This is a genomic window from Nocardia nova, assembly GCF_002933465.1.
Lineage (GTDB): Bacteria > Actinomycetota > Actinomycetes > Mycobacteriales > Mycobacteriaceae > Nocardia > Nocardia nova_B.
The window spans coordinates 80,612-95,115 of record NZ_PSZE01000010.1 but is presented as its reverse complement, the minus strand read 5'-3'; the positions used below and the strand labels follow the sequence as shown (position 1 = coordinate 95,115).

General features: G+C 66.5%; 16 protein-coding genes. 13 read left to right on the top strand and 3 right to left on the bottom strand.

Going from position 1 to position 14,504, the window contains the following annotated elements:
• Positions 1–95 precede the first annotated feature (95 nt).
• Positions 96–734 (top strand): TetR/AcrR family transcriptional regulator, encoded by a 639-nt coding sequence (locus tag C5E41_RS14705; protein WP_104376400.1) that lies wholly within the window; start codon positions 96–98, stop codon positions 732–734.
• Positions 735–865: 131 nt separating this feature from the next.
• The gene (locus C5E41_RS14700; protein ID WP_104376399.1) at positions 866–2,227 is read left to right on the top strand and encodes an NAD(P)/FAD-dependent oxidoreductase; all 1,362 of its coding nucleotides are present in this window, start codon (positions 866–868) and stop codon (positions 2,225–2,227) included.
• A gap of 439 nt (positions 2,228–2,666) precedes the next feature.
• Here the strand turns inward: C5E41_RS14700 and C5E41_RS14695 are convergent, their stop codons facing one another.
• Entirely contained in the window at positions 2,667–3,092 is a 426-nt protein-coding gene (locus C5E41_RS14695) for a MarR family winged helix-turn-helix transcriptional regulator (RefSeq protein ID WP_258080978.1), read from the bottom strand.
• 112 nt (positions 3,093–3,204) lie between these two features.
• Between C5E41_RS14695 and C5E41_RS14690 the strand changes: the two genes are divergently transcribed.
• Complete coding sequence (locus tag C5E41_RS14690) at positions 3,205–4,332, top strand: NADH:flavin oxidoreductase (protein WP_104376482.1); 1,128 nt, start codon at positions 3,205–3,207, stop codon at positions 4,330–4,332.
• Between the two features lie 145 nt (positions 4,333–4,477).
• Here the strand turns inward: C5E41_RS14690 and C5E41_RS34475 are convergent, their stop codons facing one another.
• The gene (locus C5E41_RS34475; RefSeq protein WP_146097560.1) at positions 4,478–4,882 is read right to left on the bottom strand and encodes a hypothetical protein; all 405 of its coding nucleotides are present in this window, start codon (positions 4,880–4,882) and stop codon (positions 4,478–4,480) included.
• A gap of 383 nt (positions 4,883–5,265) precedes the next feature.
• Here C5E41_RS34475 and C5E41_RS14680 point away from each other — a divergent pair, with 383 nt between their 5' ends.
• The 9 genes from C5E41_RS14680 (at position 5,266) to C5E41_RS33305 (ending at position 12,465) form a co-directional block, all read left to right on the top strand.
• Positions 5,266–5,895: a TetR/AcrR family transcriptional regulator gene (locus C5E41_RS14680; protein ID WP_104376397.1), complete on the top strand. Its 630-nt coding sequence runs from the start codon at positions 5,266–5,268 to the stop codon at positions 5,893–5,895.
• A 112-nt stretch (positions 5,896–6,007) separates the two neighbouring features.
• On the top strand, positions 6,008–7,342 hold the full coding sequence (locus tag C5E41_RS14675; RefSeq protein WP_104376396.1) for an aromatic ring-hydroxylating oxygenase subunit alpha: 1,335 nt from the start codon (positions 6,008–6,010) through the stop codon (positions 7,340–7,342).
• 15 nt (positions 7,343–7,357) lie between these two features.
• A complete protein-coding gene (locus tag C5E41_RS14670) occupies positions 7,358–7,705 on the top strand; it encodes a 2Fe-2S iron-sulfur cluster-binding protein (RefSeq protein ID WP_219823165.1) in 348 nt (115 codons plus the stop codon).
• Positions 7,702–9,348, top strand: a complete 1,647-nt coding sequence (locus tag C5E41_RS14665; RefSeq protein ID WP_104376394.1) for an FAD-binding protein — start codon at positions 7,702–7,704, stop codon at positions 9,346–9,348. The genes C5E41_RS14670 and C5E41_RS14665 overlap by 4 nt, the downstream gene beginning before the upstream one ends.
• Positions 9,345–10,334 (top strand): thiamine pyrophosphate-dependent dehydrogenase E1 component subunit alpha, encoded by a 990-nt coding sequence (locus C5E41_RS14660; RefSeq protein WP_258080977.1) that lies wholly within the window; start codon positions 9,345–9,347, stop codon positions 10,332–10,334. Before C5E41_RS14665 ends, C5E41_RS14660 begins: the two co-directional genes overlap by 4 nt.
• A gap of 2 nt (positions 10,335–10,336) precedes the next feature.
• The gene (locus tag C5E41_RS14655; RefSeq protein ID WP_439956411.1) at positions 10,337–11,335 is read left to right on the top strand and encodes an alpha-ketoacid dehydrogenase subunit beta; all 999 of its coding nucleotides are present in this window, start codon (positions 10,337–10,339) and stop codon (positions 11,333–11,335) included.
• Between the two features lie 39 nt (positions 11,336–11,374).
• The gene (locus tag C5E41_RS14650; protein WP_104376392.1) at positions 11,375–11,605 is read left to right on the top strand and encodes a biotin/lipoyl-containing protein; all 231 of its coding nucleotides are present in this window, start codon (positions 11,375–11,377) and stop codon (positions 11,603–11,605) included.
• 182 nt (positions 11,606–11,787) lie between these two features.
• Positions 11,788–12,159 carry a hypothetical protein gene (locus C5E41_RS14645; RefSeq protein ID WP_258080976.1) on the top strand — a complete coding sequence of 124 codons (372 nt, stop codon included), beginning with the start codon at positions 11,788–11,790 and terminating at the stop codon, positions 12,157–12,159.
• A 123-nt stretch (positions 12,160–12,282) separates the two neighbouring features.
• Positions 12,283–12,465 carry a hypothetical protein gene (locus tag C5E41_RS33305; RefSeq protein WP_146097559.1) on the top strand — a complete coding sequence of 61 codons (183 nt, stop codon included), beginning with the start codon at positions 12,283–12,285 and terminating at the stop codon, positions 12,463–12,465.
• Between the two features lie 24 nt (positions 12,466–12,489).
• Here the strand turns inward: C5E41_RS33305 and C5E41_RS14640 are convergent, their stop codons facing one another.
• Complete coding sequence (locus tag C5E41_RS14640) at positions 12,490–13,149, bottom strand: TetR/AcrR family transcriptional regulator (RefSeq protein WP_181063248.1); 660 nt, start codon at positions 13,147–13,149, stop codon at positions 12,490–12,492.
• Between the two features lie 174 nt (positions 13,150–13,323).
• On the opposite strand from C5E41_RS14640, the gene C5E41_RS14635 reads away from it, so the two are divergent.
• Positions 13,324–14,373 (top strand): 2,3-butanediol dehydrogenase, encoded by a 1,050-nt coding sequence (locus C5E41_RS14635; RefSeq protein WP_104376391.1) that lies wholly within the window; start codon positions 13,324–13,326, stop codon positions 14,371–14,373.
• The last annotated feature ends 131 nt before the right edge of the window (positions 14,374–14,504 follow it).

The window sequence follows — 14,504 nt, the reverse complement described above, 5'->3', positions numbered from 1 at the left end:
GCAACCCACGGTAATCCGCCGATCACGCGGGCGGCGGTTGTGACGGACCCGGGCGTAGGTACCGTGGGCAGAGGAGGTGCCAGGTGGACAGACAGATGACGGAGGCCAGGCAGCAGCGTCGGCGGGTGATCCTGGCCGCGGCGGCGGGTTTGTTTGCCGCGTGTGGGTATCGGGCCGCGGGCATGGAGGAGATCGCCTGCCGGGCCGGGATCAGCAAGCCCGTCCTGTACAAGTCGTTCTCGAGCAAGCTGGAACTGTATCTGGCCGTTCTGCACGAGGCGATGCGGGAATTGGAGGAGACGCTCACCGCCGCACTCGAATCCGCCGAGGGCATGCGATCGATCGTGGAGGCGTCGGTAGCAGCGGTGTTCGACTTCGCCGACACCCGGCAACGCAGTGTCGCCCTGCTGGCCGGGGCGGCCGTGGCCGACGAACCATCGGCGCAGCGCATCGCCCATCAGGCCGCCACCATCTGTATCGAGACGCTCGCGCAGGCGCTGGCACCGCACCCGCTACCGCGTGCCGAGCATGGCTGGCTGATCACGGCCGAGCTGGTCGCCATCGCCCAGTCGTGTGCGCGGGACTGGGTGGCCACCGGCAAACCCCTGCCCAAACACGATGCCATCGCCACGACTGCCAGTCTGTGCTGGGCCGGACTCGCCGGCGTGCAACTGGCGCCGAAGCATTCGGCACGCGGCGCCGGCCAGTTCCCGGTCCCGGACGCCACGGCATAGCGGGCGAACCGCCCGGCAACTGTGCGGTGCCGTTGATGCCTTGCGCCGATTCGACTTTCGCCGCTGCCACCGCATCGGCCCGCCCGTCGAACTCGACCTGCGTCTTGGGTCGCTATCAGTAGAGTGAACTCGTGAGTCCCGCGAAGATCGTGATCATCGGCGGTGGTTTCTCCGGCGTCGAATGTGCCCGTTACCTGGAACGTCATCTCAGCTCCGACGAAGCGTTCATCCAACTCGTGACACCGGATGCGGGGCTGCTCTATCTGCCGCTGCTGCCGCAGGTCGCCTCGGGTGTGCTGAATCCGCGATCGATAACGGTGTCGCTGCGGCGGGTGTTGCGCCGCACCGAGGTGGTTCCGGGGATGGCGATCGGGGTGGATCCGGATACCCGGCAGGTCGTGGTGCGCGGATCCGCGGGCGCCGAAAGTGCTCTCGACTACGACCATCTGGTGCTGGTTCCGGGCAGCATCACCCGCGTCCTCGATGTGCCCGGACTGGACGAGTACGGATTCGGGATGAAGACGCTCGCCGAGGCCATGTTCCTGCGTGACCACGTCCTGCAGCAGTTGGACATCGCCGCCGTGCGCGGCGGCGAGGAGGAGGACCGAGAGCGGCTGAACTTCGTCACCATCGGTGCCGGATACGCCGGTACCGAGACCGCCGCGGTCCTCAACAAGGTCACCCGGGCCGCCGCGCGCCGATACTTCCCGAAGCTGGAATCCGGCATGGTGCGCTGGCATCTGGTCACACACGGGGACCGGATCATGCCCGAGCTCGGGCAGCGACTGGGGGAACAGGCCACACGGAATCTGGCCGAGCACGGCATCGAACTGATCACCGGCACATCGGCGAAAGAGGTTACCGCCCACGGGGTTCAGCTCACCAACGGCCGGTTCATCCCGACCCGGACGGTGCTGTGGACCGCCGGTGTGGTCCCCAGCCCTCTCGCCGGACACCTCGGTGCGGCGACGGAGAAGGGCCGCGTCGTCGCGGAAGCCGATTTCACCGTGCCAGGGCTCACCGGTGTGTGGGCCTGCGGCGATGCGGCCGCGGTACCCGACCTGACCGCAGGTGCGGGCGCGCTGTGCGCTCCCACCGCGCAGCATGCCATGCGGCAGGGACGCCACCTCGGCAAGAATCTCGTGGCCGCGCTTCGTGGCGGACGGCCGACGCCGTACCGGCACCAGGACCTCGGGATGGTGGTAGACCTCGGCGGCGCCGATGCGGTGGCGCGCCCGCTGAAGATCGGATTGCGCGGCATCCCAGCACAATTCGTCACGCGCGGCTATCACCTCATGGCCCTGCGAACCCTCGTCGCCCGGGCCCGGGTGGCCTTCGACTGGACCGTGCACGGCCTCAGCGGCGACGACTTCCTGCGTATCGGCTACGGCGACTACAACATCCACACCATCGGCGGTTTCGAGCAGACCGGATGCTATCTGCCGGCCGAGGAAGTCCCGCGGACCTTGAAAGCGCTCTGCGACAACAACTGACCACAGGGCGTATCTCATCTCACCGGTCTCATCTCACCGGTCTCATCTCACCGGTCTCATCTCGGTAGCGAAGTTCGTGAGTTCGGATTCGACGGATCCGATCGGGCGCAGCAGATAGTCGGTCACCGCCCCAGTGTGATACCTCAACCCCGCTGCAGGTCAAGGACTTCGGACGACGACCCGGGCTTGCGACGGCGGGATTCCGCGACGGCCCGTATAGTTCGGCGCGCATCTGCTCCGGGCTCCGGCCGTGCCGGCGCCGGAAGGCTTCGCGGAACCGCAATCCACTGCGGTCCGGTCTCCGTGACCGGCGTGAAGCTCACCGATCTGCCGCACCGGCGATCGGCGATCCGCACGGTTCATGCCGCATTCTGGCGAAGGTCTGCCGTGTGTGCCCGCCACCGGTGCTGCGGCGGCCGAGCCCCGGTCCTGCCGGGCGTCAGGGCTGAACGAAGGCCCGTTCCAGGACCGTATACAGCCGGGCTCGGTCCTCGTCGCCGAGCCTGCTCAGGCATTCTCGGGTGCGGTGCATTTTCGCGCGGATCGCGTCGACGGCACGCTCGCCCTCGGATGTGATGACCAGATTGGTCACGCGGCGGTCGGATGCGCTGGCCTCCCGTCGCACGAGACCCCGCTTTTCCAGCCGGTCGATGATCCCTGTGACGTTGGACGCATCGCAAGCCAGTATCTCGGCCAGGGTGCGCATCGCGGCGGGGCCCCGGCGCAGCACCGTCAATGTCTTCCCCTGGCTCGCCGTGAGGTTCTCGCTCGCCGCCGCGACCGTGAAGTCGCTGTAGTAGACGCCCAGCGACACCGAGAGCAGCTCCATGAGCTGGGCGATATCGATGTGCGGAACCTCTGCCATGCAATTCATCCTACGTCCCGAAACTTGACCATCTCAACTATTCGCCCCTACCGTGGTAAATGCTTGAGGTTATCAACCATAAATGTTGTCAAGTTTCTACGAGGAGCATCCCGTGTCCATCACCGCGTCCGACGTCTCCCGCGCAGCGGAGATCCTGTCCCGGCCCGTTTCGCTGAACAGCCTGACCATCCCCAACCGGATCGTGATGGCGCCGATGACGCGTATGTTCTCCCCGGGCGGCATCCCGGGTGAGGAGGTGCGGTCCTACTATGCGCGCCGGGCCGCCGCCGGTGTCGGTCTGATCGTTACCGAGGGGACCTACGTCGGCCACGCGTCGGCCGGTCAGAGCGATCGAGTACCGCGATTCCACGGTGCCGAGCAGCTGGCGGGCTGGGCGAAGGTCGCCGCGGACGTGCACGCGGTGGGCGGCACGATCGTGCCGCAACTGTGGCACATCGGCATGGTCCGCAACCACGGCGAACAGCCCTACCCCGATGCCCCGGCCATGGGCCCCTCCGGCATCCGCGTGGACGGCACCGAGGGGACCGGTGAGGCGATGACGCGGCGCGACCTGGACGATGTCGTCGCCGCCTTCGCCGAGGCTGCCGCGGCCGCCGAGCGCATCGGTTTCGACGGGGTCGAACTGCACGGCGCCCATGGCTACCTCATCGACCAGTTTCTGTGGGCGCGCACGAACCGCCGCACCGATGCCTACGGTGGAGATCCCCTGGCGCGCACCAGGTTCGCGACCGAAATCATCGCCGCGGTCCGCGCCGCCGTGTCGCCCGGCTTCCCGGTGATCTTCCGCTTCTCGCAGTGGAAGCAGGATGCCTACGACGCGCGGCTCGCCGAGACCCCGCAGGAGCTCGAAGCGATCCTGGCGCCGCTGGCCGCTGCCGGTGTCGATGCCTTCCACGCCTCCACCCGCCGGTACTGGCTGCCGGAGTTCGAGGGCTCGGATCTGAACCTGGCCGGTTGGGCCAAGAAGCTCACCGGCAAACCCGCCATCACCGTCGGCTCGGTCGGCCTCGACGGCGACTTTCTGCACGCCTTCACGGGCAGCGGCGCCGAACTCGGCAGCCTCGACAACCTCCTCGACCGCCTGGAACGCGACGAGTTCGACCTTGTTGCCGTCGGCCGCGCCCTCCTGCAGGACCCGGAATGGGCAGCCAAGGTTCTGGGTGGCCGGATCGATGAACTGAAGGCCTACGACGCGGCGGCGCTGAACACATTGAGCTAGGAGTCTCGATCGCCCGGGCTGGTGCCTGTCGGCCCCTTGGGTAGGCATCGGCCAGCCACACATGGCGGGGATACGTGCTCGGGCGGTGAGCTCGGGCGGTGAGGATTTGGTGCGGGCGCTCGCACTGGAATTGGCGCCGATCCGGTCAACGCCGTCTCGGCCTGTGCGGGCCAGTGACGAGAGAAGTCACGCTAGCGGCCGCCGTGCGAGGTTTCGATTCCGAAATACGTTGTCCGGCAACCTCTCCCCGGTCCTCGCCGATATCGACGGCCCAATCTCGCGAAAAGTTGCGCTTAAGGTGTCGATGGAACTGTTCGAGCGGGCACAGCGTGTAAGCCGCGCGATCAACGGTCTGTTCCGGACATTCTGGTGGATAAACGCGGCGCTGCCGGCCGCCGCCGACCGGGTCGTGGTCGACCTGGCGGGCATCGAGCCGGCGGGCGGGCAGCCCACGAGTACGCTGCGGCGAGATCATGTCGGCTAGGTTGTCCAGCGCGGCCAGGACCCGTTTGCCGTCGCCGGTGGCCCCGAAGTCGATGGTGCGCATCATCGCGGGCAGGAACGAGCGGACCGTGGAGAACCGGCCTGCCAACTCCTCGAGCGCTGCTCATCGAATTCCGGATCCGCTTGCGGCACAAGCTCGTCTATCGCGGCCGGCGCCCTCCGCAACTCAGCCTTGGACACGGCAGTCGAATGCCACGCTCAGTCGCGCTCGTATGGCTTCCAGCTTTCGAACGCCGGTCAATGCCGAGGGCGCCATTGCCGTTCGGAGCCCGCCCGGCTTCCCCGACCGTGACCGATCCGACCACGAGGTCGGCTTCCGGTGCGTGAATGGACTGCGGTGGCAGGGAGTGCGAGCCGTGGGGAGACGATGGCATATGTCCGAGATGGAAGAATGGTAGCTCGATACTGTCCTCGTAGGGAGGAGATGCGATGTCGGCGCCGGCTAGGATGGGTCGTCCGGTGAACGCGGACGGGGAGCAGACACGCCTCCGGATCATGGCCGCGGCAATGGATCACATCGCGGAGGTCGGCTATGCCAAGGCGACCATGAAATCGATCGCCGAGCAGGCGGGGCTGACCAGTGCGGCGATCTATCACTACTTCCCGTCCAAGGTGGACCTGGTCACCGCGACGCTGAACGCGCGCCTCGATGAGGTGATGGGCCGCTTGGCGCGGGCGGTCGAGTTTCCCGGGACGCTGCGCGAGCGTTTCGTCGCACTGCTGGACGAGGCGATCGCCTGCGTGCGTGACTATCCGTCGGTGGCCAGGTTCGACGCCACCGTCTACCTGGAGTCCGCGCGCTATCCGGATCTGGGGGCTGCGGTGGCGCGCCGGGAGCGTGCGGAGAACGAGCTGTACTCGCAGCTGGTCGCTGAGGCGGTGCGGGCCGACGAGTTGGTGCCCGGTACTGATCCGCGGTCCGTGGTGGACATGCTGACGTCGCTGACCTGGGGGTTGGCTCACCTCTCGGCGACCGCCACCGCCGAACGGCATCGAGGGGCGGTGCGCGCGACCGAAGCGCTGCTGGCCGGAGTCCTGCTGATCGAACGCAATGATTAAACGAAGTTAGGCAATTTCGCCGGAATCGTTGACGTGACCGGGGCCACATCCTTAAAGTAACTCATCAATTAGTTACTTATGTCGCAGCCCAGTCACAAGGAGGTGGCCGGCCATGACCATCCACACCGAACGCCGGATCGAGCAGCCGAGCACCGGAGTCCCGTTCGCGATCACCGATTCCTCCAAAGTTCCTGCGGAAAGGTATTTTTCGCCGGAGTTCGCACAGCTCGAGAAGGAGAAGCTCTGGCCGCACGTCTGGCAGATGGCGTGCCGTCTGGACGAGATTCCGCGCCCGGGAGACTTCACCGAGTACAAGATCAACGATCAGTCGATCATGGTGGTGCGCCAGGCCGACAATACGGTCAAGGCATATTTCAATGCGTGCCGCCATCGTGCCACCGCCCTGGCCACCGACACCGGAACCTTCCACGGTGGCCAGATCGTCTGTCCCTACCACGGCTGGCGCTGGAACCTGGACGGTTCCAACTCCTACGTCTTCGCCGAACGCGGTTTCGCCCCCCACTGTGTCGAGCGAGACTCGTTGCGGCTGAGGGAATGTCAGGTCGGCGAGCTGTTCGGGATGGTGTGGATCAACATGGATCCCGAGGCCCCGCCGCTATCGGAGGCGATGGGTGAGATCGCCGAGGCGATGGGCCCGATCGGCTTCGAGCGGATGCAGGTGCGGTGGTGGCGGCATCTGATCCTGCCGGGGAATTGGAAGGTCGCCCAGGAGGCGTTCCTGGAGGCATACCACGTGATGCAGGCGCATCCGTCGCTGGCCATGGGCGCTGCCGACGACGACTTCAACCTCGATGCCTTCGGTGGCACGTTCGAGTGTTTCAAGGGTGGCCACGCGCATATGCTGCCGCTGTCCGGCGAGGTTCCGGTCGAGGGGATGACCGTGGCCGATTACTTCATCCAGTTCAACAACGCGCTGTACTTCGGCACCGACGCCTACGCCACCGATCGGGAAATGTTCATCCAGCAGGGTCTGATGGAACGTGACATCGATCCCGAGCAGTTCCCGCTGGCCTTCTTCGGCGCGCTCTACGAATACGCGCAGGGCGCCGGCATCCCCTTGCCGCCGCCGCCGACCAACACCAGCGGCTACGGCCACATCTTCCCGAACATCACCGTGTTGCCGGCCTACGGGAACTCGATCATGTACCGGGTACGCCCCAACGGTGACGATCCCGAATCGTGCATCTTCGAGGTGTGGGCGCTGCAGATTCCGGCGGCCGGTGAAGAAAGCGAGGATCGGCCGGAACTCGAGGGGCCGATTCCGGTCGAGGACTGGCCCCAGATCTTCCAAGAGGATTTCGCCAACATCACCGCTCAGCAGAAAGGGCTCAAGACCAAGGGCCTCGACGATTTGGTGCTGTCCGAACGGTACGAGGCCATGATCATCAACAGCCACCGGACCATCGACCGGTATCTGGCGCGGTGATCCGAGGTGGCAGTCGTGCGGGTGGATCCCGCCGGGTTCGACCTGACCGTCCGTGACGGTGAGACCGTCTTCGAGGCGGCGCTGCGGGTCCAGGCCCGCTGGCCGACGATCTGCTTCGGTCAGGCCCGCTGCACCGCGTGTGCGGTGCGCGTGCTCGACGGGCACGAGAACCTCGGCCCGATCCAGGACGAGGAGCGAAATATATTGCGGCAGCTCACAAATCGCCGCAGGGGTTGGTCGATGCGGGATACCCGGCTCGCGTGCCGGCTGACGGTGACCGGTGACATCACGGTGGAAAAGCGGGCGGCGCGGCCGCCGGCGGAGTCGGCAGAGATACCCGACAGTGAGGAGCAAGTGCGGTGAGCGAGCGGGAAGCGCAGACCCGGCCGGAACAGGTCTACGACGTCGTCATCGTGGGATTCGGTGGCGCCGGTGCGTGTGCGGCGATCGCGGCCGCGGATGCCGGCGCCTCGGTGCTGGTATTGGACAGGTTCTACGGCGGCGGATCGACGACGCATTCCGGCGGCGTCGTCTACGCCGGAGGTGGGACCTCCGCCCAGCGGGAAGCGGGAGTCACCGACTCCGGCGAGGACATGTTCGGCTATCTCGCCCAGGAGGTCGGTGACGCGGTCGGCACCGAGACGCTGCGCCGGTTCGTGGACGGCAGTCCCGCGATGATCGAGTGGCTCACCGCGCAGGGCATGACGTTCGAGGGCAGTCTGTGCCCGTACAAGACCTCCTACCCGACCAATCGTCACTTTCTGTACTACTCGGGCAACGAACAGGTTCCGAAGAACGCGGAGAATGCCGCCCCGGCCCCGCGCGGGCACCGGGTCCGGATGAAGAACTTCAGTGGGGCCGCGTTCTACGCCGCGCTGCGAGATGCCGCGCTGGGCAAGGGCGTCGAGTTCCGGCCGCTGGCCGAGGTGCGCGAGCTGATCGTGGCCGACGGTGCGGTGGTGGGCGTCGAATTCGACGCCCCGGACCCCGGTGTCTTCGGGCGCTGGCACAAGATCCGCACCGAGATCGCCGCCAAGGCAGAGGTGTGGCATCCGCCGCTGGGCGACCGCCTGATGGCGAAAGTCGTTTCGGCCCAACGCAAGCGAAGCACTCGGCACAGGGTCCTGGCCCGCGGCGGGGTGGTGCTGTGCACCGGCGGCTTCGGGCAGAACAAGGAGTTGGTACGACGCTACGCGCCCGCCTGGACCGAACTGTCGCCGCTGGCCGCCGGTGGGGACGACGGCGCGGCTCTGCGGCTGGGTGCGCAGGTGCACGCCGCCACCAGCCACCTGCACAAGATGTCGGGCTGGAAGTTCATCTCGCCTCCGTCGGGATTTCTCGAAGGGGTCGCGGTCGGTCTGTCGGGCGATCGTTTCGCCAACGAACAGCTCTACGGCGCGACCATGTCCGAGCCGCTGGTCGAGCGGCAGGGTGGGCGGGGATTCCTGATTCTGGATGCGGCAGGGTGGCGCAAGGCCCGGCGGCAAGCGCGTTCGCAGTGCGCGTTCTTCCAGGTCCCGCAGAGCATGTACATCTTCAGCCCGTTCGGTCATCGCCGGGCCGCCACCGTGGCGGGGCTGGCCTCGGCGTGTGGTGTTGATCCGGCCGGTCTCGAGGCGACCATCGCGCAGTACAACCAGGACATCACCGCGGGTCAGCCTGACCAGTTCGGTAAGGCGGACGAATATCGCCGGGTGTTGGACCGCGGGCCGTACTTCGCTGTGAATCTGGCGCCGCAGGTCAGCCCCGCCTACCCGTTCCCGTTCATCACCCTCGGCGGTTTGGCGGTGGATGAGGACACCGGGGCGGTGCGCCGGGCGAGCGGCGGTATCGTGCCCGGCCTCTATGCCGCCGGACGCGCGGCGGTCGGAATCTGCAGCAACAGTTACGTTTCCGGGCTGTCGCTGGCCGATGCCGTGTTCTCCGGCCGCCGTGCGGGTGAGCATGCGGCCGCGTCCGGCCGCGACGTCGAAATCCTCGAATCGAAGAATCAGGAGATCAGGTGAGTTCATCGACCCCCGCGCCGAGCCCCGAGGTGCAACTGGACATTTTCGCGACGGCAACGCGAATCGCGTTGTCGGACGAGAAATATCGGGCGTACATGTTGAGCGGCAAGATCGGCGGCATGTACTACTCGCCGCGCGGACAGGAGTTCGTCGCGGCTTCGGTAGCGGCGCATCTACGGCGCGACGACTACGTGGTGACCACGTATCGCGGACTACACGACCAGGTCGCCAAGGGGGTGCCGCTGCGAGATCTATGGGCCGAATACCTCGGAAAGGCCGCCGGAACCTGCGGCGGCAAGGGCGGGCCGATGCATGTGACCGCGCCGGAGTACGGGCTGATGGTCACCACCGGTGTCGTCGGCGCCGGCCTGCCGATCGCGAACGGACTGGGCCTGTCCGCGCAGATGCGCGGCACCGATCAGGTGACCGTGGTGAACTTCGGTGACGGCGCGTCCAATATCGGCGCCTTCCACGAGGCGCTCAACCTGGCGTCGGTGTGGCGGCTGCCGGTCGTATTCGTCTGTCAGAACAACAAATACGCCGAGTACACGCCACTGCGCGAGGGCACCTCGGTGGAGAGCATCGCCACCAGGGCGGCCAGTTATTCGATGCCCGGTGTCACTGTGGACGGCAACGATCCCATTGCGATGTACCAGGTCGCGGGCGACGCGATCGACCGGGCTCGCCGCGGCGCGGGGCCGACGTTGCTGGAGGCCATGACCTTTCGCTTCCACGGCCATGTCATGGGCGATCAGCAGGTGTACATGCCCAAGGAGGAACTCGCGGCGGCGATGGCGAACGATCCGCTGCCGCGCTTCCGGGCCCAACTGATCGAGTCGGGCGTGGCCACGGTCGAGCAGATCGAGGCCGTCGAGGCGGCGGCGGCCGCCGAGGTCGCCGATGCGGCCGAGTTCGCGTTCGACGCTCCACTGCCGGATCCGGCTGAACTCACCACCGATGTGTATGCGGAAGGAGCGGCGGCATGACCATCGCAGAACAGCCAGTGCAGACCCGGACCCTGGGCTTCGTCCAGGCGATCAACGAGGCACTGGATATCGCGCTGGAGACCGACGAGCGGGTCTTCGCCCTCGGCGAGGATATCCAGGAGCCCGGCGGCGGCGGTTTCGGTGTGTTCAAAGGCCTGGGCAAAAAGTATGGGACACAACGGATCAGGCATACACCGATCTCCGAGCAGGCGATCATGGGGGCCGCGATCGGCGCGGCCATCTCCGGACTGCGGCCCGTCCCGGAGATCATGCTGATGAACTTCACCCACGTCTGCATGGATCAGCTGGTCAACCATGCCGCCAAGTTGCGCTACATGTCCGGCGGCCGTACCCCGGTGCCGATCACCGTACGCACCGCCACCGGGGCCGGCGGTGGATTCGGGGCACAGCATTCGGACATGCTCGAGGCTCAGTTGGTGCATGCCGCCGGGCTGAAGGTCGTGGTGCCGAGTAATCCGGCCGATGCGAAAGGCCTGTTGCTGTCGTCGATTTTCGACGACGACCCGGTGGTCTTCGTGGAGATGTTCGGGCTCTACTTCGCCTCGCGCGGTGAGGTTCCGGTGGGAGACTATCGAGTTCCCTTGGGTAAGGCCAATATTGCGCGTGCCGGATCGGACGTCACCATTCTGACCTACGGTCGCCAGGTGGTGGATTGTCTGGCCGTCGCCGAACAGCTGGCCGGGGAGGGGATCGATGTCGAGGTGGTCGATCTGCGGACGTTGCAGCCATTGGACACCGAGACCGTACTCGCCTCGGTGGCCAAGACCAAGCGCGCGGTCGTCGTGCACGAAGCGGTGCGGCGCAATGGATTCGGCGCGGAACTCGCCGCGACCATTCACGCGGAGTTGTTCGGTGAGCTGGCCGGTCCGGTGGCACGCGTGACAGCGCCGAACACGCCGGTGCCGTACGCCAAATCGCTGGAACAGGCCTACATTCCGGGCCCGCCGCAGATCGAGGCGGCAGTACGCGGACTGCTGTGAGCCCCGATCATCCGATTCATCTCGAGAGGAGACGCCTCCGTGGCGCACGAACTATTGATACCCCAGCTCGGTGTGACGATGACCGCGGGAACGATCACGCAGTGGTTGGTCGAGGACGGCGAAGCCGTACAGGAGGGAGACGTCCTGTACACCCTGGCCACCGATAAGACCGAGACCGATATCGAGTCGCCCGCCGCTGGAACGCTGATCATCGTCGGCGAGGTCGAGGTGGAGTACCCGGTCGGAACGGTCGTCGGCCGGATCGAATAGGCATCTCGGCTCGCGCGGCACGGTGATCTCGTTGCCGCCAGGCGCCTCGGTCCCGCGTGGCAGGGTGATCCCACTGCCGGGCGGGACCGGCGTCGCCCAGGGGTGCTCCTGGGTAATCATGCTTGAAATATCTTGTGCAACAACGAGTTCGGACATAATCAATGAATCGGAAGGAAACTGCCGTGGCCCGAGGAATCCTGTACGTCGAGACGCGGCCCAGTGCTCCGCAGCGCACGGCGGAATACCACACCTGGTATGACGAGACTCATCTGCGCGAGGTGGTGGCGATGGACGGGTTCGTCTCGGCCCGCCGGCTCGAGCCGATCGCCGATGACGGCCCCTTCGTCGCACTGTACGAGATCGAGGCAGACGATCTGCAGGAGGTGGCCGATCGGCTGTTCGCCGCCGCGGCGGGAGGTGCCCTGCACATGTCCGATGCCCTGTGTACCGATCCGGCACCCGTCGTCCGTCTGCTGCGTACGATCACCGTTCACGAAACCGAGTCCGGTCCCGGTCGGCTTTCCACGGCCGATTCGGGCAAAGCCGCGCACTGATCCGGTCCGGCTCCGGTCGCACACCCACAGCTGCGGGGTGTGCGACCGGATGGGTTCGCGCCCGACCGATCATCTGCGATTCGACCTCGATCGCGCGCAGGCAGCCTCGGCGTCGAATGTGCCGTGGCTGCCGCCCGAACCCACGGCACGGTAGTCGTCACCGGCGTGTGCTCTGGATGCGCTGGCGCGCGGCAGATCGATCCGGCGCCGTTCATCACCGACCGGGTCACGCTCGACGGGATCGGCGAAACCTTCGCCGCGCTGTCAGCCAACTCTGGTCACTGTAAAGTCTTGGTTCGCCCCTGAGCGAATCGCCTCGTTCGCGGGTGGTCAGGCCACATTCTCAGGCAGCGCCCCGGCGACGATGCGCAGGGCCTCGCGGAGAGCCCCGTCGGCAGGCTGGCCGTCCATCTCGGATTCGTTCCAGGCCCAGTACTCCACCCCGGCGGTCAGCGCGGCGTTGAGCACCGATCCCTGGACCATCATCGGCAGGCTTTCGGGGTCCTGACCGGTACGGGCGGCGAGGATCTGAATGAGTTCTCGCGTCGCCTCGTCGTTTCCCCGCAGCCAGACCGCGCGCAGTCCCGGCTCGGTCCGCGTCAGACGGATCAGCCCCCGCAGCGATTCTTGTCCATCGGAGACGGAGAAGTTGGGGGTCGCGCCCGTGTGCAGAGCCTCCAGTAATGGTCGGTCGTTGGGCCACTCGCGCAGGCGTGTGACCAGTTCCTCGATGCCGGCGGTGAGTAGTGGCTGGACGCACTGTTCTTTGGTCGGGAAGTAGCGCCACAGGGTCCGGGTGGACATGCCGGCAGCGTCGGCGATCTCGTCGGCGGAAGTCGCCGCGACGCCCTTGCGCGAGAACAGGCGCACCGCCTCGTAGGCGATCTCCAACTGGGTCGCCCGTCGGCGGCGTTCGCTGAGCCGTGGGCGACCGGGCCCCTGGCGGTGTCCGCGATCGGATGTCGCGGGCGTGGTGTCGCCATCGTTCATGTCTGCGTGCTCAGCTGTCGCCACATACCCATCGTCCATGTCTGGTGCCTCGCTGTCGTCGACATCTCCAGTTTACCTTTTGTGTCCCTGTAGGACATTATTGTCACTGAGCGCCATAAATGGTAGCGTTCTCTCCGTCGGGGCAGACCGCCCCATTGCACGGAAGGAGTTGACATGCGTGCACTCCGGCTTCATGGCGCCAAGGATCTGCGCCTGGAGGAGGTTGCCAAGCCCGAACTGCGCCCGGGCGCCGTCGAGATCAAGGTCGAGTGGGCCGGAATCTGTGGCACCGACCTGCATAACTACACCCAGCCGTTTATCCCGGACGACTACATCCACCCGCTGTTCGGCGAGCACGGCCCGCATGTGCAGGGCCATGAATTCTCCGGCCGAATCACCGCTGTCGCGGACGACGTCCGCGATCTGCCGGTGGGCGCGCTGGTCGCGGTGGAGCCGTTGATGTCCGACGGGACCTGTCCCGCCTGTCTGCGCGGCGAGTACAACCTCTGCGAGAATTACGGATTCGTCGGCATCATGGGTGGTGGCGGCGGGATGTCCGAATACGTTGTCGTTCCCGGTCATCGAGTCCATCTGGTGCCTGAGGGGATCTCTGCCGAGGCTGCCGCGCTCATCGAGCCGCTGTCCGTCTCCTGGCATGCTGTGCGCCGCTCGGGCCTGCGGCCCGGCGACACTGCTGTTGTCATCGGCGCCGGCCCGATCGGCCTCGGCCTGTTGATGGCTGCCAAAGCGCAGGGCGCGGGCTTCGTCGCCGTCAGTGAGGTCAGTGCCGCTCGAAAGCGCCTCGCGGCGGAATTCGGGGCGGACGCGGTCTTCGACCCGACCCGCGACGATGTGGTGGCCCAGGTGCGCGAGGCGGTCCCCGGCGGCGTTCGCGCCTCTTTCGAGGCATCCGGCGCAGGTAAGCCGGCGGTCCAGGCGCTGCTGGGTGTCCTGGCCAAGGGGGGAACCGCGATCACCGTGGCATCCGGGCATCCGCTCGAGTTCGACCCGGACGCCTTGATGACCACCGAGATCAACTACACCGGCAGTTTCGGGTACAACGGCCCGGACTTCCCCGGCGTCATCGAGGCCATTCGTGACGGCCGCATCCGGCCCGATGCCTTGGTCACCAGCCGCGTCTCCCTCGAGGATGCGCAGCAGCGCGGGTACGAGGAACTGCTCAACCACGGCGACGCACACGTCAAGATCCTCGTGCACCCCTGACGCGGCGCTACTGGGTGGCGCGGTTCAGTGAGCCTCCCCCAGGTGAACGCCGTTAATTAATTGCGGCGATGTGGACGCCCAGCTTCGGCGCCCATGTCGCCGGTCCAACCTGCCCTAGAAGTGGCATGACA

Excerpts from the sequence above, each read along its gene's own strand:
- C5E41_RS14705 (WP_104376400.1), top strand. The coding sequence starts at position 96 with ATGACGGAGGCCAGGCAGCAGCGTCGGCGGGTGATCCTGGCCGCGGCG.
- C5E41_RS14695 (WP_258080978.1), bottom strand. The coding sequence starts at position 3,092 with ATGGCAGAGGTTCCGCACATCGATATCGCCCAGCTCATGGAGCTGCTC.
- C5E41_RS34475 (WP_146097560.1), bottom strand. The coding sequence starts at position 4,882 with ATGATGCGCACCATCGACTTCGGGGCCACCGGCGACGGCAAACGGGTC.
- C5E41_RS14680 (WP_104376397.1), top strand. The coding sequence starts at position 5,266 with ATGTCGGCGCCGGCTAGGATGGGTCGTCCGGTGAACGCGGACGGGGAG.
- C5E41_RS14675 (WP_104376396.1), top strand. The coding sequence starts at position 6,008 with ATGACCATCCACACCGAACGCCGGATCGAGCAGCCGAGCACCGGAGTC.
- C5E41_RS14640 (WP_181063248.1), bottom strand. The coding sequence starts at position 13,149 with ATGAACGATGGCGACACCACGCCCGCGACATCCGATCGCGGACACCGC.
- C5E41_RS14635 (WP_104376391.1), top strand. The coding sequence starts at position 13,324 with ATGCGTGCACTCCGGCTTCATGGCGCCAAGGATCTGCGCCTGGAGGAG.